This is a genomic window from Acinetobacter sp. BIGb0196, from assembly GCF_011759595.1.
Lineage (GTDB): Bacteria > Pseudomonadota > Gammaproteobacteria > Pseudomonadales > Moraxellaceae > Acinetobacter > Acinetobacter guillouiae.
The window spans coordinates 1,887,463-1,906,093 of record NZ_JAAOZA010000001.1; the positions used below are offsets into that span (position 1 = coordinate 1,887,463).

The following is an 18,631-nucleotide window of genomic DNA, read 5'->3' on the forward strand; positions in this document are numbered from 1 at the left end:
TATAGAAAACTGAGAGGGCTAAATTAACAGTTGTCGTCGATTTGTACGGCATATCCCAATATTGAAAAGGATGGATATGAAAATGGCTAATCAACAACATAACTCTGAACAGAATCAGCAACAGAATCAGCAGAATGACCAACAAGGTCAACCCAACCAATCTAATCAGCAGCAGAAGCAACACAGTCAGCAAGATCAACAATCAAATCAACAAAACCAGCAAAAGCAACAATCCAACCAACAGGCTCAACAAAATCAGCAAAGCCAACACAAGCCTCAGCAAAAATAGGGCTTTGAACTCATCTTAATCGTAGCTTCTAAATGACAAAACGCCTCAACTGAGGCGTTTTGTCATTTTAGCTATTTTGAATTTTAAGCTTCTTCATTTTTAAGTGTCTTGATTTTAAGCTTATGTTGCCGATCACTTGAATCGTTTATTACTTTCATCAAGGATTTTATGGAGACCTTCATTTATATTTATACATTGATTAAATTGGGCAAAATGGTGTATTTCAGTGTTTAGTGCGCTAAAGAAATGTGCTGGGTCCGCAATAGTATGATTGAGATGCTGTGGTTCAAGATGTAGGCTGATGACTTCAAATTGATTTTTTGCCCGATGTGCTTTGCAATCGATACGTCCCACAATTTGATCCCCATATAAAATAGGTAAACAAAAATATCCAAATACACGTTTAGGTGGCGTCACATAACATTCCAAACGATAATCAAATTTAAACAGGGTATTTAAACGGTCACGATGTATCACCAGATTGTCAAAAGGAGAAAGAATTTTTACTTTTAACTCAATATTCGGGATCTGTTCTAAGGCATCGGTTTGGATATAAAGATTTTGACTCTCTTTGTCACTACTGCCTAATTGAGCTAAAGTGGTGATCACACCTGCATCTAATTGTTCATTGACGATGTCACGCATTGCCTCACGAATCTTTTGCCCAACTTTTAAATGCAACAATTGCTTCCATGCAAACACGCCATGTGCACGGAGTGTGGTATTGAACAAGTAGCGGGCATATTCCTCTAGTGTAGGAACACTCAGATCAAGATGACTTGGGATACAATATTCGGTCAGTTGATAGACTTTTTCCATACCATTACGTTCAGAAATCATCAAATCGCCTTGCATAAACAATTGCTCAATAGAACGACGCGCTAAACTTGAGTTCCACCAGCCCCCTGAATTTTGCTTATTGCCTTGTTCAATGTTGCGTAATCGAATACTGCCTTCAGCTTTCGCCCGAGCCAGAATCTCATTCATAAAAGCTTGATCACCGCGATTAAAATAACGATGCTCACCATTTCTAATCGATGTCATATGAGGAAGTGCATAGCGATAATCTTGCATTGGTAAATAGGATGCTGCATGAAACCAATATTCAAAAATATGCTGCTGTTTGACCAGTTGATTTAAGTGGCTTTGCTGATAATCTGGAACGCGGCTCCATAAAATATGGTGGTGGGCACGTTCTACTACAGAAATTGTATCAATCTGAACATAGCCAAGATGTTCAATCGCATGGCGTGTTCCAGATAATCCTGTACCAAAGGAAGCAGGTGAAATTAGGCCTTGATGAGAGAGTGCCAGACGTCTTAATGATTCAATCATAACAATTATTTTTTAACCTATTTTTAGTGATTCTTGGTTGCCACGTGGGTATCGCAAATGAAGCTTGAAGATGAGTAGCACAAACAAAGGCTATGACGTTCAATGATCATTTTAATTTTTTAAGAATACAAGTAACGACACCCCAAATCATAATTTGTTCTTCACTGTGTGGGTGAATATCTGGAAAATCAGGATTTTCTGCTTTGAGCCAAATATCATAAATTCCTGTAGATACTTTAACTTGCATAAAGCGTTTGACTGTAAATTCATTGTTGATTAATGCCAAAACAACATCGCCGTGTTCAGCCTCTAGGCTACGGTCAATTAAAATTTCATCTCCAATTTCAATACCTGCATTTTTCATTGATAAAGAGTTAACTTTTAACATAAAGGTTGCAATAGGGTTATGAATTAAGTGTTCATTTAAATCAATTTTCTTTTCAGTATAGTCTTGAGCGGGTGATGGAAAGCCTGCTGCAACGGTTTCCAAAGGATAGGGAATACTGATGTTGCTACGAAATTCAATTGTACGTAAATCTTGCTTTGAAATAGGCTCGATAATAGAAAGAAGAGAATTGATTGTCTTAAAATTTTCCCTTACAGAGCGATCACTTAACTTCGATGGTGGAGTCAAATTTGGCGGCATCACGATTCACCTTGAAAATGTAACATAATCAAGTTTAACAAAATAAACGCGTGATGCAAGATTCTTTTGGTGAATTGATTGTGATTGTCAAACTGTCGGCTTACAATTTGACAAAATCCAATCGCTCGGAAATGTACATGTTGCAAGATTTTGTAGAAGAACAGAAATTAGTGTGTGAAGAATTTGACTCTCGATATATCAAAGTCAATGAAACGGATCTCGTGGCTATCGCTAAGCAAACCTTAAGTAAAGAACCGATCGTGGGTTTACGTAAACAGCCTGATGCTGAAAATGTGTCATGGTTTATTTATGGTGGTGAGTTGGAAGAGGGTGAAGATTTTTTTGATGTGATCAGTGTAAAAGAGCTTGAAGAGGTTTTTCCTGATGCGATCCCTTATCTGGCTTTGGAACAAGGCTTTAGATTTATGATAGATGCTGATGAATACGAAGATGTATGGAAAGCAGATATTTTATAAATAAAAGGTTTGCTCAAGCATGATCTATAGATTTACTTTGACCCTCTGCAGTATTGTTCTGAGTAGTGGATTGAGCACGCAAAGTTTTGCTGAACCATCCACGCAAAAACTCACCCAAGAACAGTATGACCAACGTATTCAAACCTATACTGATCAAGTCAATGAAACTAAACATATCTTGGATGAAGCGCATAGCACGATCACTGCGATTGAACAGCATAAAGCATTTTGTTCACGTTTAGATGCTTATCAAGCGATTGCTAGGATTTCGATAGAAAATTTAGAACTGAATACGGCCAACATGATGTTGATGATCGCCAATAATTTTTTAGATCGACAAAAGCAAAGTATTGAGCAGTCAGGAATGACGCTTGAGCGATTTTGTTCGATTAAGAAATAAACAAAATGTCATTTAAGCCTTATTTTAGTCAGAAAATGATATTTAATTGGCTGAAAATGATAAGTTGTTTTTAAAAAAATGATCAATAATAGACGCATTAAAGCAGTACAAGATTTGATTTTCCCTGGTCTGTATTTTGTGTGGCTTTAAGCGTCAATCGTATGATTGACGCACCCTAAACTCGCTTAATTGCGAGTTTTTTAATGCATTTTTTATGGATTTTATTTGCCTGAATATCGGAAAAAGATAGCAAGACGATTAAAAAGAAAAATAACCATTCAAAGAGACACTGACAAATTAACAATAGTTTACTTTTGAGCAGAATGTTTAAAAAGAATAGAAAGACAAGTCATGATCGTGCATAAAGCCAAACAGGCCGAAGCACTTGAACAAAAGCTGAAAATTTTGCTATATACTACAATCATATAAATAAAGTGAGTCATTCATTTTATTAATGATTTTTTATGATATGCAAAAAGCATTACCACAATATTTTTATTTTGCGCAGATGTTGTTAGTGTAAGATTGTTCGCATGAGCAGTATAAATTTTTTATTATCATTTAGTAGTCAAGAGAATATGGATTTGTATGAATTCACTCATCAGTCAAATCGTGAGGCTATTGCAATATATGTATTGAATAAATTCTTTAATTAATCAATTTTTAGGGTCTGCTGACAATTCGTCTATGTTTGCGACTACGTGTGTTTTTTAGGCGATACTAGGCACGAAATACGAAATTTAGTCATTCTAAATAAGTAGTTCGTAACGACGTAGCGGCAAAAAACACGCTAGTCCCCGCTGCGCCTTGCGCTGCAAACAAAGCAGTGCTTTGTTCTTGCTCAGGGTTGTGGCTAAAATTATCTCAGCCTTCGTTATGAAACTCGAAAATAGTCTTGCTATTCTCCTCGTTTCCTGCCTTGCCTGCTCAATTTTAACCTACAACGCAAGCCATTTATGAAATGTCAACAGACCCTAATCTCTCTATAAATTTTTATTTAAAGGGTTTTTATGAAACCGATTCGTGTATCGCCATCTCTGACTTTAGCTTTGTTACAAGCGCGAGAAGCTACAATGATGCATTTTAGACCGATTTTAAATGAAATGGGTTTGACTGAGCAGCAATGGCGTGTGATTTCTGTACTTTATCAATATGATGAACTTGAAAATAACCACTTGGCTGATTTGGCATGTATTTTAAGACCCAGTTTAACGGGGATTTTAAATCGTATGCTTGATCAAAATCTGATTAAGAAACGAAAAGACCTACATGATCAACGGGTGAGTTTGATTCAGCTGAGCGATGAAGGTAAAAGATACTTTGAGACACAAGCGGTGAAAATGGAAGAAAGCTATACAGATATTCAAACACAATATGGTGCAGAGAAAGTCCAGCAGCTTATGGAATTGTTAAACGATCTCTCAAAAATAAAACCACGATAAATTTTAAATTATCAGATTTCAAGTGAAACAATGGTTTAGGGATTAAAGTAAAACTGCATGTCACTCAATTCATTTTAAATATACAAAACACCCTAATCAAAAATGAGTGGGTTTTAATCACTCATTTTTATCATTGTTTAATCAAATAACTTTTTAATGTCTTTCGGTGCGCCTTGCTGGCTTTGAATTTCACCTTTTGCATCTTTCCATACCATTGCAGGAGTAGCATAAAAACCGTATTTATCCATGAGTTTGGTATTTTCATCTAACTTTTCAGATAACGCCTTAGGAATACTCTTCATTTCCACCAATTTATTCTTACCGTTGCTTAAATTGTATTGTTTGAAAATTTCTGCAGGATTGGCATTGTTTAAAATCGTTGCGGCTTGTCCTTTACTGCTTGGGCGAATGACTCCAACCATAATATGACGTAATTGAACTTTTCCTGAATCTACATAGGGACGTGCTTTTTGCCAAAAGGTATAACAGTAGGGGCAGTTTGGGTCATTAAATACATAAACGACTTTTGGCGCATTGCTATCGCCGTCTTGAATCCAACTTGATTTTTCTAGGCTTTTCCAAATTTCATCTAATACTGCACCTTTAACATGGGTGTTAATCGCTTCTTCGGTTAAATTTTTTCCTGAAGCATTAAATAGGTCACCAACGATATAGTGCTTTTGATCTTTTGAAATAAAGATTGTCGATGGATATTCATCTTTATAGCCCGTCCAACCTTCTAAACCCTCGGGTGCATCTATTTGCTTAACAAAGTTATAACCTTCTTTTTCCAATTTATTTTTAAGGAAATTTGCATCAGCAGCAAACAAAGAGCCACTTAATACTAAACCAAGCGAATAAATACCGAGTGTTTTTAAATCAATCATCAATATGACTCCTTAGGTTAAAAGCAATAATTCTTTAAGCAATGCCAATGAAATAAATTATTCCGAAACTATCCTTTGAACTTTTTGGTGAAGTGCTGCATGGGTAAGTTCGCCCATATGTGTATCGATTAATTTGCCTTGTGCATTAAAAAATAAGGTGCTGGGTAAGCCAAACATTCCCATTTTTTGTGCCGTTACATCGTCAAAGTCCAGTAGAACCCAATGCAAATTAAGTTTGTGTTGTTGCAAATACGTTTGCACCGTTTTGGCATCTTCATTCTGATTAATAAAGACAAATTGCACATTGGGATATCTTTGTTGAGCATCATTTAACACAGGCATTTCACGTCTGCATGGTGGACACCAACTGGCCCAAAGATTAATTACTGTGGGTTTGCCGAGGAATTGGGTCAACTCAACATGCTCTTGCTGAAGATTCACTAAATTGACTTGAGGAAATTGTTGGTATTGCAGTTGTATCTGTTGATAGAAATATTGACCTGAAATGAAAAACAGGGCAAAAGCTGCAAAGAATAGTGCAATAAAGCTTTTCTTTAGAGATCGATTTTTCCAAACTATCCATAGCCCAGCACATGCAATTCCCACATAAAGATGAAAACCTTTATCTTGAATCTTCAAAATTTCAATTGGATGCTCTAAATAAACATCTAAATTGAGTAAGACAAAGCCAAGTCGTGCAGATAACAAGCCAACCAAGAATGCAGACCAAATCGAGTCTTTAAACGCAGACCATTGTAAATTTGAAACAGCAAAATATTGAAAGCTAAACTTTCCAATTACCACACTCATCAGTATCGCAAGCATGAGGATGGTTAATCCCCATGGCAACATAATCGGTCCTAAATGAATTGCTTGTGCAGTGATCATGGAGAGTTCTTAACGTCCTGTGTGTATTTTTTCAGTTTGTTGAATAAGTTGTGGTGCTGAGAAGGTACCTGTAAAGCGCAATTCACGGATTTCTTGTGCATTGCTATTTAAAAACAGCATGGTTGGCGGACCTAAAATTTCACGTTGTTTTAAAATGATGTCTTGTGAGGCGTTGTATTCGGTTAAGTCTAATTGGATAAGCGTGAAGTTTTTCAATGCCTCTTGTACATCGGTACGTGGGAATACCTCTTTTTCAATCGGTTGACACGCCACACACCAGTCCGCATAGACATCAATAATGATTGGTTTGCCTTGCTGTTTGGCATTGACCAAAGCCTGTTCTAATTGTTCAGCTGTGGTCACTTTGTTCCAAACTAAATGTTCTGTTTGGCTATGTTGAATTTGATAAGCAGAATAACTTTGTTGAATATTCCAAAAACCAGCCACTAAACTGGTAATAGCGATAATGGCAAGAATAACTTTATTGACTGTTTTTTCACTGTCGCGTAGAGCAATAAAGAGATAGATTGCCAATGCGATACACAGCAAGGCAAAAATTGCAGCATACACAGTCGAAGGCAGCATAGGGCGAATAAAGTACAATGCAACCATCAGCATAATAAAGCCAAAACTGACTTTAATCCGATCCATCCATTTACCTGGTTTTGGTAATAATTTAGAACCAAATACACTGGCGATAAATAAAGGTAAACCGATACCTAGACCGAGAATAAATAAGTACAAGCCACCTAACACAGCACTTTGAGTTTGTGAAACAAATAATAATGCACCAGCAAGTGGGGCACTCATACAAGGGCCAACAATGAGTGCTGATAATGCACCCATAACCACAGCACCGAGCACTGTCCCAGCTTTTTGATTATTTTGCAGATGACTTAATTTATTGGTGATGAATTGCGGTAAGTTTAATTGATATAAACCAAATAAATTTAAAGCTAACACAACAAATAAAACTGCAAATAATGAAACGATCCAAGGGCTTTGGAACCAACGTTGAAAGCTATAACCAATTTCAGCAACTACAATCCCCATAATGGCGTAAACCACAGCCATACTCACCACAAAGCACAAGGCAATCACAACAGCTTTATAACCTTTCGCGCGCTGAATGATGATGCCAGAGAGAATTGGAATAAGTGGCAGCGAGCAAGGTAAAAACGCCAGTAAAATACCTAAACCGAAAAACACCAATAAATTTAGAAACAGAGAATCTTTAGACAATAGTTTAAAGAATGATTGATCATCATTCCATTGTAATGACGATGTATTGTCTTTAGTGTCCGTATTGCTATTTAAATCAGCAGAATTTTCCGTATCTGTAATTGCATTGCTGCTTGCAGCAGAAGCGTTGAGATCAATTGGATTTGCAGTGTTGTCTGCTTCATTGGCAGTTTTTTGTCCAAGCTGAGTGGTTTGATCATCCAATGCTTTGTTTGGAACTGGTTTTTCAACAGTTGAATTGACTTTAGTTTCAGTGCTTTCTTTGAGTTTTTTATCTTGAGTTGGAACATTATCAGACTGGTTGAGTAATGAGCTATTTGAATTATTATTGAATAGGTGCTTAGACGATGTATTGCTTTGTGGTAATAAGCCATCTGCATCAGTTGCAATAGTTTTTCTTTGTAATGGATAACATAAACCATCCGCAGAACAACCCTGATACATCACTAAATATTGTGAATTTGGTTTGACCTGAATCTGTGTAGTCACATTTTCATAATGAACTTCTGTTTTCCCAAAGGTTGGATCATCTTTGATATGACCTTTTGGGAGGCTTAAAGGTACAGCTTTATTGTTGACTGTTACTTTAAATTGATCATGATAAAGGTAATAGTGAGGTGCAACTGTCCATTTCAATTGTGCTTTATTTTCTGAAATTGATTCAGCAGAGAATTGAAAAGCTTGATCTGGGGGGAGAAACTCAGGATTTGCGTGGCTGATGGTACTTAGACTCAACAAAGTAAAACCACATACACTGAGCAAGGTTCGCAACTTCATAATTCCATATCTTTGTTTCATTTACAGCCATTATCCATAATTTCAGATAAAGAAGGCATTATTCTAAGTTTTTCTTTGTAAAAATACCGTTAAAAGCATTTAACCCCATTTTGCTTAAGTTTTTGAAAAATTTGTCCATCATCAGGATAGAGTCTGTCGAATTGGGTCATTTTCTTGGTTTTTTTGCTGGTGTAATTGACATTGTAAAGCACAGCACCTTGATAAACGATTTCATAAGTTCCTGTTTCTTTCTGATTGATTATTTCTTTATAGAAATCGTGAAATTCACTTGGTCTACCTTGTGCTGTATCAACAGCATCATAGTGGGTAAACTTTAACGAGATTTTTTTCATATAAGGATAATATTGAACTGTTTTAACTTTTGGAAATTCTTCCTCAGAAATAAGCAGAAGATTATTGTTTTGACTTTCCTTAAAGCAAAAATATGGGGTAGTTTGCTTTGCATAAACAGGCAAAGGGAGAAGACACATTACCGTTATAAATAGCCTAAGCGATTTCATATATTTTCCTCAAAGTTTTTCTTGTTATTATTCATAGATTTTTCCAGCCATTAAAATATCTGCAAAAATTTTCCATGGGATGTGCTCTGGTTGTGGCTGCTGAGTATTTGCATAAAAACCCTCCATATCTACCACCCAATTGTGCATTGCTGTTATAAAACTTTGCAAATCTTTATTTTCCCATTGTTGAATATTTTCAAGATGATCTTGTTTGAGATTATCTAAAAATGTTAAAAAATCTTGTTTGGTTTTTATTGCATTAATTTTCATAAGCATCATTTCTAATTTACAGGATAAATTGTTGTATAAATATAGGCCATCTCGCACGTTTTTTGCATTCCAACAATTGAAATTAATTTCAACTAGACCCATATAGAAATTAGTCAACAGTACAGAACAGACACTTTGTGAAATTTGATTGATGATCAAGCTCACGATAACAAGTCGAAGCTCAACAATAGGATTAGGACATCATATGAATATCGCGGCAAACCCAGTAGTTGAAGCAGATCAAACTATATATTTAAAAGATTATCAAAAACCTTCATATGTTGTAGATTCAATCAATCTCGATATTCAAGTTTATGATGACCATACCAATGTAAACAGCAAATTAGTCATGAAACGCCAAGCAGCAGGAGATATGGTATTGCTTGGACGCGATCTTGAGCTTAAATCAATTTCTATTAATGGTAAGCAGCTTACTGAAAGTGAGTATAAGCTTGATTCTGAGCAACTGGTAATTGCCAATGCGCCAGATGAAGCCATCGTTGAAACATCTGTGGTCATTCATCCTGAAACCAATACACAACTCGAAGGATTATATCTTGCGGGGAGTGATTTATTTGTCACTCAAAATGAGCCAGAAGGTTTCCGTAAAATTACGTTCTATCCTGACCGTCCAGATGTCTTATCTGTGTTTACCACTCGTGTAGAAGCCGATAACAAATATCCTGTACTTTTGGCAAATGGTAACTTGATTGAAGCGGGTAAAACTGGTGATGAGCGCCATTATACCATTTGGGAAGATCCAACCAAAAAGCCAGCTTATTTATTTGCCTGTGTGATTGGTGATTTAGCGGTTTTAAAAGACCGTTATACCACTTCAGAAGGTCGTGATGTGGCATTAGAAATCTATGCAGAAGAAAAAGATATCCCAAAATGTCATATTGCGATGGAAGCATTAAAGCATTCCATGCGTTGGGATGAAGAACATTATGGACGTGCATACGATCTGGACAATTATATGATTGTGGCAACCAGTCAGTTCAATATGGGCGCAATGGAAAATAAAGGTTTAAATATTTTTAATACGTCATGTGTGCTTGCTGATGAAGAATATACTACTGATGCCGCAATCATGCGTGTACAGTCTGTGATTGCACATGAATATTTCCATAACTGGACAGGTAACCGTATTACTTGCCGTGATTGGTTCCAATTGTGTTTAAAAGAAGGGTTAACGGTTTTCCGTGATCAGTCTTTTTCAGAAGATTTACAATCAGCAGCAGTACAACGTATCGACGATGTTGCAGTGCTTAAAGCGCATCAATTCCCAGAAGATGCAGGCCCATTATCGCATCCGCCACGCCCAGATCATTTTGTGGAAATCAATAACTTCTATACTGCGACAGTGTATGAGAAAGGTGCGGAAATTAACCGCATGATGTCAACTTTATTGGGTAAGGAAAAATTCCGTAAGGGTACCGATGAATATTTTCAACGTCATGATGGTCAAGCGGTCACTGTTGAAGATTGGGTTGCTGCCTTAACTGCGGGTTCAGGTGTCGATTTATCTGCATTTTTAATCTGGTATAACCAACCAGGAACGCCAAAGCTTGAAGCTAAAGGTGAATATGATGCGAGTACTCAAACTTATCGTCTAAGCTTTAAACAAAGTTTAAAATCCCATCCTAAATATCCAAACTTAAAAGCTGTACCTATTCCTGTGGCTTTAGCATTGTTTAATGCAGAAACAGGTGAGCAGTACACCCTGCATTCTGAGGCTTTATTTGAAAATGGGGTAAAAGATGGGGTGTATTTGTTTGATCAAACAGAAGCAAGCATTGAATTTACAGGTGTGACCGAAAAGCCTGTAGCATCTTTATTACGTAATTTCTCAGCACCGGTAAATCTTGAATTTAACTATTCAGATGAAGAACTTGCATTCTTATTGCAATATGAAACCAATGGTTTTAACCAGTGGCAAGCAACACAGACTTTGCTTGAGCGTATTTTGCTTAATGGTCATGATGCTCAAATTTATGTAGATGCAATTAAACAGACCTTACCAAATGTAATTGAAAAAGACCCGCTATTGGCGTCACGCTTATTTGATGTACCAAGTGAAGGTTATTTGGGTAGTCGCATTGATCAAGATTATAATCCTTTGATTGTAAATGAAGCACGTGAAGCCTTGTTGAATCAATTGGCTAAAGTCTTGGGTGACTTTGTTAAAGAAACATATTTATCACTTGATCCAGATTCACAAAATGAATTTTCACAAGCAATGGGTGTTCGTGCTCTAAAAAATATCATGTTGAGTTTTATGGCGCGTCAGGGGGATACCGCAGTATTTGATTTGGCTTATGCACAGTATGAAAATTCTGTGAATATGTCTGAGCGACTCGGGGCACTTAAAGTATTGGTATGGAATGATGCTCCACAAGCAAAAGCAGCCTTAGCGGACTTCTATAAGCGCTTTAAGGATGAAGCATTGTCATTAGATCAATGGTTTATGATTCAAGCAGCGCATCCGAAAGCAACGGCTGAAACGATTCAGTATTTAACTTCACATGCTGATTATGATTTAGGTACACCTAATCGTATTCGTTCGGTAAGCGGTGGTTTAAATGCCAATCCTGTCAATGCATGGAGTTTTGGTGTTCAGCATTTTGTTGATTTGGCGAAATATTTGGATGAAAAGAATCCAATTGTTGGCTCTCGTTTACTTCAAGTCCTTACACGCTGGTATACATTAGCTGAACCACAACGAAGTGAAGTAAAAGCCGCACTTGAAGGATTAAAATCTCAAGTGAAATCAAAAAATGTTAGTGAAACCTTAAATAGTATGTTAAGTGTTTAATTAATAATAATTTTTTATTTAATTATATTTGTAATGCTATTTCTCTTATTTTTATAGGAGAAATAGCATGTTTAGAAGTTATAAAGTTATTGAACATTTAGATTGATTATCTATCTATTCTTTAAAAGTTTCATTTAGAGCCTGTTGCACCGCATCTACACGTGACTTACAGGCTTTATATGCAGACATGGACTCTTCCACAATCTTCATCAAATTATCAATATCAGGTTCTTCTTGAGATTCTAATAGTTCAGCATTTTTCTTTAGAACGTCATAACCTTCTTTAAATGTTAAATCTTGTTTAGCCATTGCTTAATACCTGTGTCACATTTGCGTTAATCGTACCATCCAATAACTCTACTTGGATGTGATCAGTTGAAATTTGTTGAATAGAACGAATGGCTTTACCATCACTACGGACAATAGCATAACCTTTGGCCATCACATGACGTGGATTTTGCAAAAGCGTTTCACGCATGAGTGATTCAACTTGATTGGATGCCAATTTAATCAGTTGCTGTGCCAAATACTGAACAGTACCTTTCATCAAATCTAAGCTTTTATTTGCCTCATTGATCTGCCCTTGAGAAAGCGTTTTAATGACTTTGATGTACTGATCATTCTGGCTTTGATAAGCAGTAATTTGATGCTGAGATAACAGTTTAATCTTATGTAGAGAATCTAGCACGTCTTGGGTGCGCTCTACGATTAGATTTCGAATACCTCCAATCACTTTACTTGGTGTATCAAAAGAACGGTTTGCCACTTCATCTAAAATGGTTCTATCTTTTTCATGGCCTATACCTACCCAGATCGGAACAGAGCGTTTGCAAAGTAGTGCAGCGAGATTGTAGTCATTGAGATAGGCCAGATCATTGACTGCACCTCCACCACGAATAATCACAATAAGATCTGGTGGTGTATTGAGGTCTTTAGCCCATTGTCGTAATGCATTTGCTAAAGCTTCAGAAATACTTGTCGCTGCAGTGTTCCCCTGAAACGTTGCTGAATGATAGACAAAATGACAAACCCCAGCTTGATCGAGAGCATCAGCATCTTTCTTAAAGTCACCCAAGCCAGCAGCATTTTCAGGAGCAATGACGAGCACATTTTGAATATCAAATGGGGCAGGCAGTAATTTATTTTTATTGAGTAGACCTTCGCTAGTCAGTCTTTCTAAAATTTGTTGATAACGCCGTGCGATATCACCTAGGGTATAACTTGAATCTATTGCTTCAATATTGACTGAAAAACCGTATTGGGGACTAAATACAGCTTTCACTTTAATCAGTACATTGAGATCACGAGAGAGTTCAACACCACTTTCTCGTTCAAACTTTAATACCATTTTGGCAGCAGAGAATTTCCAGATTGTTGCCTTACAACTGGCAATGACTTTATCTGAATCTTCTTCCTTTTCTGCAAGTTCTAAGTAGTAGTGGCCGCCCTTGATGCTTAGATTTCTAATCTCAGCTTTTACCCATATTGCTTCATCAAAAGTTACACGTATAACTTCTTGAACAGTTGCAAGGTATTCGCTTAAGGAAAGCTGTAAGTCAGACATACAAAGGTAATTACGGTAAATTTATCTAAAATAGTATATAACATGGTGACTCAAGACGGTGAAGATATATTGATCTTATATAAAGGGAAATAGCATCTTTTTTGTTACGATGAAGCAAATGATCTTGATTCATATAGTTTGATAATTTGTATCCCCACATTCCCCAAAAAGTGGCTATTTTCTAAAAGTATTTTTTGAAAAAATGTTTATCTAGAGTGAAAGAATCTGGCTTGTTTGTAAAAATAAAAAGTAAAATGAAAATATAAAGCAAATCATGGATATAGAAAAACCAGCTTATCCAAGTGATCAAATTAAGGCCTGGTGGAATTGTATAAATACCAACGGTTACGAGTGCAACAAAGCAAATAAAGATCAATATAAGGCTGGTTAACTGAGTAAATAATCCTATGGTTAGCAATAGCCCGAATACAAATTCAAATAAAGAAACAATGATAGCTGTCACTTCTGGAAAAGGTATACCTGCCGAAACAATCGTTTCCAACATGATTTGTTGATTTTTCTCTACAAATAATTTGTTATAACCCGTTGTAAAGAAAAATAAACCGATCGAAATTCTGGCTAATATTAAGGCGAAGTGACTAAATTTTGGCGAATTAAATGGATTTTTAAAGAGAAAACCAAGCATGTGTCTATGATTCTGAAAATTAGAAATTATCTTAATAATCTGAGCAGACTTTTTAAATGTAAGCATTGTTGGTGAGTGTATATAATTTGTCATTTATACAAATTTAAAATGTTGCTAAGGTTGTTCGAAATGTTACGTAAGTTTCACAAAATACACATCAAGAAGTTCATACTTTGATATGGTATTTTTTTTAAGCAAAACTGAGCAAAGTATGAAAATATTTTCAATTTTAAGTTTAGCTATGTTGATCGGCTTAACAGCGTGTCAAAAAAGAGATACAGATACACAAAAGCAAGATCAAACAACAACGCCACATTCAGTCGATAAGGACAGTTAACCCAACGCCCACTGATACAGTGGGCTGATTGATATGAGTGTGAAGGCTATTGATATAGCATGAGATTCCTAGATTTTTTTCAAAACAATGCTGTATAATTTTTAGACTTAAGAAAGCTATAGAGCTATTATGAATCTAAAATACTTTATAAAAAATTTATTAGCCTCATTTATTGGGCTATGTGCGTTGGCTGGAATAGTTAAAGTTATCTTTCTATACAGCAGTGATTTATATGAGCAAGCGCTAACTGTTCTTGTAGTAATGATCATGATTCTTGGATTGATGATCGTTGGTTATCTTAATGCTGTTACTGCAATAGGCAGTAAAATCAAACAACCCTTTTATTTACATTTAATTTTAGTGGCTTTTCTTTTTGTAACCGATTTAGCTTTTGGTAGTTCAAGCATTACTGAAGTTATTTTGAGAAATTTGGGATATTTTGCTGTATTACAATTAGGGGTTTACTTTTATATGAAACGAAGTGCTCCGAAATTATTGCTGAATTAACATTTTAACAAAATAATGAATAAACTAGCCTCTTAATGGAGGTTTTACGCTATAGAAAAGTGGGAGAATTATTAATTTTAAAGCAAAGTTTTATTTAGATTTTTACATCCAATTCAAGTAATTTTTAGGCTTTCTATATGAGAAATCATACTGTACGCATAAGCTAAGATAGCGTAGTAATTTTCTTTAATGATATAAAGCCGTCTCGTTCTAATCTGCAATGACTGTACTCATCTAGGCTTAATACATCCTATTCATTGATCAAAGAATAAAACTAAATATTTAAATTAAAACAAAATTCAAGCTTAAAATGTATAAGGTTCTAAGTGATTGTTATAATTTATGTAGACAACAAGTAGTTATTCGCAATAAGTGGTTGGATTGCTCTAAAGCGCTATGTTAGAACTTAACTTCCATATTTATTCGAGATTAAACATGAAAAAATTATTATTAATTTCATCTTTTTTAGCTGTTGTTTTTGTTGCTGGGTGTAGTGCAAAAGACAAAGATAAAGCGACATCTCCTGATAATGAGGTAAGTAGTAGTGCCGTTGCTGTTGATACAAATGAGTCGGCTGAAAAAACGGTGAAGTATGAAACTGCTGATAAGAAACAATTTACACTTAAGACCAGTGATAATTTTGTTACAGCGACATTAACGGATAGCGATGGAAATAACTATTCATTGAAAGAAGTACCTGCTGGAAGCGGTATGCGTTTAGAAGGTGACAATGGTGTTTCAATTCATTCTAAAGGCGATGAAGGAACCATTGAACTTGCTAAAGATAAATCTTTTACAGTAAAAGAAGTTAAATAGAATTATGATGTAAATAGCCCCACCATTTGGTGGGGTTTTTTATTCGTAGTTCATCAATCAAAAAATGATCGTATTGAGTGAATTATATTGGTGTTAAAAGTTTTTACTCCCTTTGAGCGAAGGCGAGGATGAGGGGGTATTTATGTTGGCATATATTCTAAAAAAGACTTATGAAAGATGCCTAATTGGTTGAGAGAAAACTGTACAGATTAAAATTAAGCACTTTAAAACCCACTCAAAAATAAGATATTTACGGGCATTTCATTATTTATGCACTTGAATAGACCGACTAATTGTAAAAAATTGGCGCAATAGCTATTGAAATGAACAGATTAAAGTAATTTTACCGTGGCATGAAATTTGCTGAAAACACCTTTGCAATATTTTTATTTTTCAATTATTAAAGGTATTTTTATGTTTAAGCACACGGTTCTTTCACTGTTTATTTTCAGTGCTATCAGTACTTCAGTCGTTCATGCTGAAAGTTTTAATGTTCTTAAGCAATTATCCAATAAGCCAGTTCAACTAAAAGACGGTGAATACAAAGGCAATTATTACGTACCCTCGACTTTAAACACCATTACTTGGGGGTACTTACCGAATAAAGATGCTAAGCCAGTGATTTCTGTTCCATCGGGAAGTGTTGTGACTTTCGATACAGTTTCACATGAAGGTTTACTTGAAGATCAAGGGCGGGATGCGGAAAAATTCTTTAAATCAAAAGGGGTGAAAGATGAATACATTTTAGATGAAGCAAAAAATATTACAAAATCTTCTCTAAAACATGATTTTCATAAAGATGGACCTCATATTGTGACTGGCCCAATTGAGATTCAAGGTGCACAAGCTGGTGATATTTTAAAAGTAGAAGTCATTAAAGTAGAGCCTCGTGTTCCCTATGGCGTCATTTCAAATCGTCATGGTAAAGGTGCTTTAGTGGGCGAATTTCCTAAAAGACCTCAACAAGAAAATGCTTCGGCTGAACATCCTGAGCGATATGGGAATATTTCGGTCTTTACCCCAATAGAAAAAAATGCGAAAGGTGAGTATGAAGGGGTACTAAAAACACAATCAGGTAAATCAATTCGTTTCCCGCTAAGCCCGTTTATGGGCATTATGGGGGTCGCACCGAATACATCACAGCCAGTTCATTCAGTACCACCAGCGATGTATGGCGGTAATATTGATATTAATGAGTTAGGTGCTGGATCAACTGCATATTACCCAGTACAGGTGCCGGGTGCATTGTTCTATACAGGTGATAGTCATTTTGCCCAAGGTGATGGCGAAGTTGCTCTAACTGCATTAGAAGCTTCAGCAAGAGCAACACTCAAATTCACTTTATTAAAAACAGGCAAAGATAAAATCCCGGGTAAAGAAATCGTACAGCCATTAGCAGAAAATACTGAATTTTGGATTACACCAGGATTAGATGAAGATTTAGATGAAGCAATGAAAAAATCTACACGTGAAGCGATTCGTTTTTTAAATCAAGAATATGGTATTGATGAAGCGATTGCTTATGCTTATCTAAGCGCCGCTACTGATTTTGAAGTATCGCAAGTGGTCGATAAGACCAAGGGGATCCATGCCAAAATACGTAAAGCTGACTTTAAAGAGTTTGTTGAAGACGCTAAGTAAAACTAGAGCTGCTTAGGGTCTGTTGACATTTCATAAATGGCTTGCGTTGTAGGTTAAAATTGAGCAGGCAAGGCATGAAACGAAGAGAATAGCGAGACTATTTTCGAGTTTCATAACGAAGGCTGAGATAATTTTAACCACAACCCTTCGGGACTAGCGTGTTTTTTGCCGCTACGTCGTTACGAACTACTTATTTAGAATGACTAAATTTCGTATTTCGCGCCTAGTATCGCCTAAAAAACACACGTAGTCGCAAACGTAGACGAATTGTCAACAGACCCTAATTAAATATCCTTGAAAGTAAGGTTGTGTAATCTGCTTTCAAGGATTCATCATTATCTTTGAAATAATAAAAAACTATAATTTATTCGTCTTTATCAGTGTGGATTGTTTTCCTGCAATTTATTCATTTATGTTTTCAAACGATACTGAACCGTTTGTTATCGTGGCTTTCGATATCCGACATCAATGCTAAAACTCTTAAAACATGAAGAATCATGTTTATTTAAGACTTGATTATGGCAATTTAGCAGAGTGAGCTTTAGACACGAATCATACTTTTACTATTTATATCCTCCATCCAGTCATTTAAATCCAAATCGTTGGTAAATGAATGTTCACCATCAATCTTAAAGACTAACAGAGAGTCATGAATGCTAATAATACTCGCTAAATGTTGGCGAATGATGTTGGCTTCATAGCTTGTGTTGATCAGCCAAGTGGAGGGGTTCACCCGAATTGAAGCATCATAGTCACAGATGAGCTTATGGACTTCATCTAAATGATGTACTTGTGAGGAATTTAAAATAATCAAATAATTCATATTAACAACCTCCATAAAAGAGATTTAGACAAAATAACTTTTATTATGAAATGTGATAAGTATCACGATTTAGTCAATCTAACATCAAAGTATTTTGATCAATTGAAAAAATGTCGGACAATCTAAAGCTGAATTTTGATGATGTGTTAGATTTTTTTATTGTATTGTTCAAGAAAATTCTTAGTGGATATTCCTTTTGTTACATAATAAATAACCAAAAATTTTAAATATTGGCTAAATTGAAGTATGATTAAGTTTAAAATATTTAAACAATAAGCTCATCAAAAGATGGGCTTTTTTGTATTACTC

Annotated in this window: 20 protein-coding genes; 9 read left to right on the top strand and 11 right to left on the bottom strand. The window is 35.7% G+C overall.

The genetic code is table 11. The annotated features are described in order from the left end of the window. Window positions 1-82: 82 nt before the first annotated feature. Window positions 83-289: a hypothetical protein gene (locus FHR28_RS08560; protein ID WP_216076329.1), complete on the top strand. Its 207-nt coding sequence runs from the start codon at window positions 83-85 to the stop codon at window positions 287-289. 132 nt (window positions 290-421) lie between these two features. Here FHR28_RS08560 and FHR28_RS08565 read toward each other — a convergent pair whose 3' ends face one another. Continuing rightward, on the bottom strand, window positions 422-1,624 hold the full coding sequence (locus FHR28_RS08565) for a winged helix-turn-helix domain-containing protein (protein ID WP_166782366.1): 1,203 nt from the start codon (window positions 1,622-1,624) through the stop codon (window positions 422-424). A 106-nt stretch (window positions 1,625-1,730) separates the two neighbouring features. Beyond that, the gene (locus FHR28_RS08570; protein WP_004719801.1) at window positions 1,731-2,270 is read right to left on the bottom strand and encodes a LexA family protein; all 540 of its coding nucleotides are present in this window, start codon (window positions 2,268-2,270) and stop codon (window positions 1,731-1,733) included. A gap of 137 nt (window positions 2,271-2,407) precedes the next feature. On the opposite strand from FHR28_RS08570, the gene FHR28_RS08575 reads away from it, so the two are divergent. The 3 genes from FHR28_RS08575 (at window position 2,408) to hpaR (ending at window position 4,588) form a co-directional block, all read left to right on the top strand. After that, window positions 2,408-2,746, top strand: coding sequence for a hypothetical protein (locus FHR28_RS08575; RefSeq protein WP_034615602.1), 339 nt, complete (start codon window positions 2,408-2,410; stop codon window positions 2,744-2,746). A gap of 19 nt (window positions 2,747-2,765) precedes the next feature. Further along, the gene (locus tag FHR28_RS08580) at window positions 2,766-3,146 is read left to right on the top strand and encodes a hypothetical protein (protein WP_166782367.1); all 381 of its coding nucleotides are present in this window, start codon (window positions 2,766-2,768) and stop codon (window positions 3,144-3,146) included. Between the two features lie 1,010 nt (window positions 3,147-4,156). Further along, on the top strand, window positions 4,157-4,588 hold the full coding sequence (hpaR, locus tag FHR28_RS08585; protein WP_166782368.1) for a homoprotocatechuate degradation operon regulator HpaR: 432 nt from the start codon (window positions 4,157-4,159) through the stop codon (window positions 4,586-4,588). Window positions 4,589-4,725: 137 nt separating this feature from the next. Here hpaR and dsbG read toward each other — a convergent pair whose 3' ends face one another. The 5 genes from dsbG to FHR28_RS08610 all read right to left on the bottom strand — a co-directional run bounded on the left by dsbG (window position 4,726) and on the right by FHR28_RS08610 (window position 9,173). Next, the gene (dsbG, locus tag FHR28_RS08590; RefSeq protein ID WP_166782369.1) at window positions 4,726-5,475 is read right to left on the bottom strand and encodes a thiol:disulfide interchange protein DsbG; all 750 of its coding nucleotides are present in this window, start codon (window positions 5,473-5,475) and stop codon (window positions 4,726-4,728) included. Between the two features lie 57 nt (window positions 5,476-5,532). Further along, on the bottom strand, window positions 5,533-6,363 hold the full coding sequence (locus FHR28_RS08595; protein WP_166782370.1) for a TlpA disulfide reductase family protein: 831 nt from the start codon (window positions 6,361-6,363) through the stop codon (window positions 5,533-5,535). Between the two features lie 9 nt (window positions 6,364-6,372). Beyond that, window positions 6,373-8,403, bottom strand: coding sequence for a protein-disulfide reductase DsbD (gene dsbD, locus FHR28_RS08600; RefSeq protein ID WP_166782371.1), 2,031 nt, complete (start codon window positions 8,401-8,403; stop codon window positions 6,373-6,375). A gap of 68 nt (window positions 8,404-8,471) precedes the next feature. Then, window positions 8,472-8,903 carry a hypothetical protein gene (locus tag FHR28_RS08605; RefSeq protein WP_105712489.1) on the bottom strand — a complete coding sequence of 144 codons (432 nt, stop codon included), beginning with the start codon at window positions 8,901-8,903 and terminating at the stop codon, window positions 8,472-8,474. A 27-nt stretch (window positions 8,904-8,930) separates the two neighbouring features. After that, a complete protein-coding gene (locus FHR28_RS08610) occupies window positions 8,931-9,173 on the bottom strand; it encodes a DUF7660 family protein (protein WP_228722038.1) in 243 nt (80 codons plus the stop codon). Window positions 9,174-9,378: 205 nt separating this feature from the next. Here FHR28_RS08610 and pepN point away from each other — a divergent pair, with 205 nt between their 5' ends. Then, on the top strand, window positions 9,379-11,988 hold the full coding sequence (gene pepN, locus FHR28_RS08615; protein ID WP_166782372.1) for an aminopeptidase N: 2,610 nt from the start codon (window positions 9,379-9,381) through the stop codon (window positions 11,986-11,988). A gap of 114 nt (window positions 11,989-12,102) precedes the next feature. Here the strand turns inward: pepN and xseB are convergent, their stop codons facing one another. The 3 genes from xseB to FHR28_RS08630 all read right to left on the bottom strand — a co-directional run bounded on the left by xseB (window position 12,103) and on the right by FHR28_RS08630 (window position 14,198). Further along, on the bottom strand, window positions 12,103-12,297 hold the full coding sequence (gene xseB, locus FHR28_RS08620; protein ID WP_034615548.1) for an exodeoxyribonuclease VII small subunit: 195 nt from the start codon (window positions 12,295-12,297) through the stop codon (window positions 12,103-12,105). Continuing rightward, window positions 12,290-13,552, bottom strand: a complete 1,263-nt coding sequence (gene xseA / locus FHR28_RS08625) for an exodeoxyribonuclease VII large subunit (protein WP_056511627.1) — start codon at window positions 13,550-13,552, stop codon at window positions 12,290-12,292. Before xseA ends, xseB begins: the two co-directional genes overlap by 8 nt. A gap of 181 nt (window positions 13,553-13,733) precedes the next feature. Continuing rightward, on the bottom strand, window positions 13,734-14,198 hold the full coding sequence (locus FHR28_RS08630; protein WP_166782373.1) for a DoxX family protein: 465 nt from the start codon (window positions 14,196-14,198) through the stop codon (window positions 13,734-13,736). 211 nt (window positions 14,199-14,409) lie between these two features. On the opposite strand from FHR28_RS08630, the gene FHR28_RS22020 reads away from it, so the two are divergent. The 4 genes from FHR28_RS22020 to FHR28_RS08645 all read left to right on the top strand — a co-directional run bounded on the left by FHR28_RS22020 (window position 14,410) and on the right by FHR28_RS08645 (window position 17,499). Next, window positions 14,410-14,535 (top strand): hypothetical protein, encoded by a 126-nt coding sequence (locus tag FHR28_RS22020; RefSeq protein WP_004821939.1) that lies wholly within the window; start codon window positions 14,410-14,412, stop codon window positions 14,533-14,535. Between the two features lie 129 nt (window positions 14,536-14,664). Continuing rightward, window positions 14,665-15,042 (top strand): hypothetical protein, encoded by a 378-nt coding sequence (locus tag FHR28_RS08635; protein ID WP_105712493.1) that lies wholly within the window; start codon window positions 14,665-14,667, stop codon window positions 15,040-15,042. Between the two features lie 435 nt (window positions 15,043-15,477). Further along, window positions 15,478-15,858, top strand: a complete 381-nt coding sequence (locus FHR28_RS08640; RefSeq protein WP_004719841.1) for an MliC family protein — start codon at window positions 15,478-15,480, stop codon at window positions 15,856-15,858. A 414-nt stretch (window positions 15,859-16,272) separates the two neighbouring features. Then, entirely contained in the window at window positions 16,273-17,499 is a 1,227-nt protein-coding gene (locus FHR28_RS08645; RefSeq protein ID WP_166782374.1) for an acetamidase/formamidase family protein, read from the top strand. A gap of 541 nt (window positions 17,500-18,040) precedes the next feature. On the opposite strand, the gene FHR28_RS08650 is transcribed toward FHR28_RS08645, so the two are convergent. Next, complete coding sequence (locus FHR28_RS08650) at window positions 18,041-18,322, bottom strand: hypothetical protein (protein ID WP_004719854.1); 282 nt, start codon at window positions 18,320-18,322, stop codon at window positions 18,041-18,043. Window positions 18,323-18,631 lie beyond the last annotated feature (309 nt).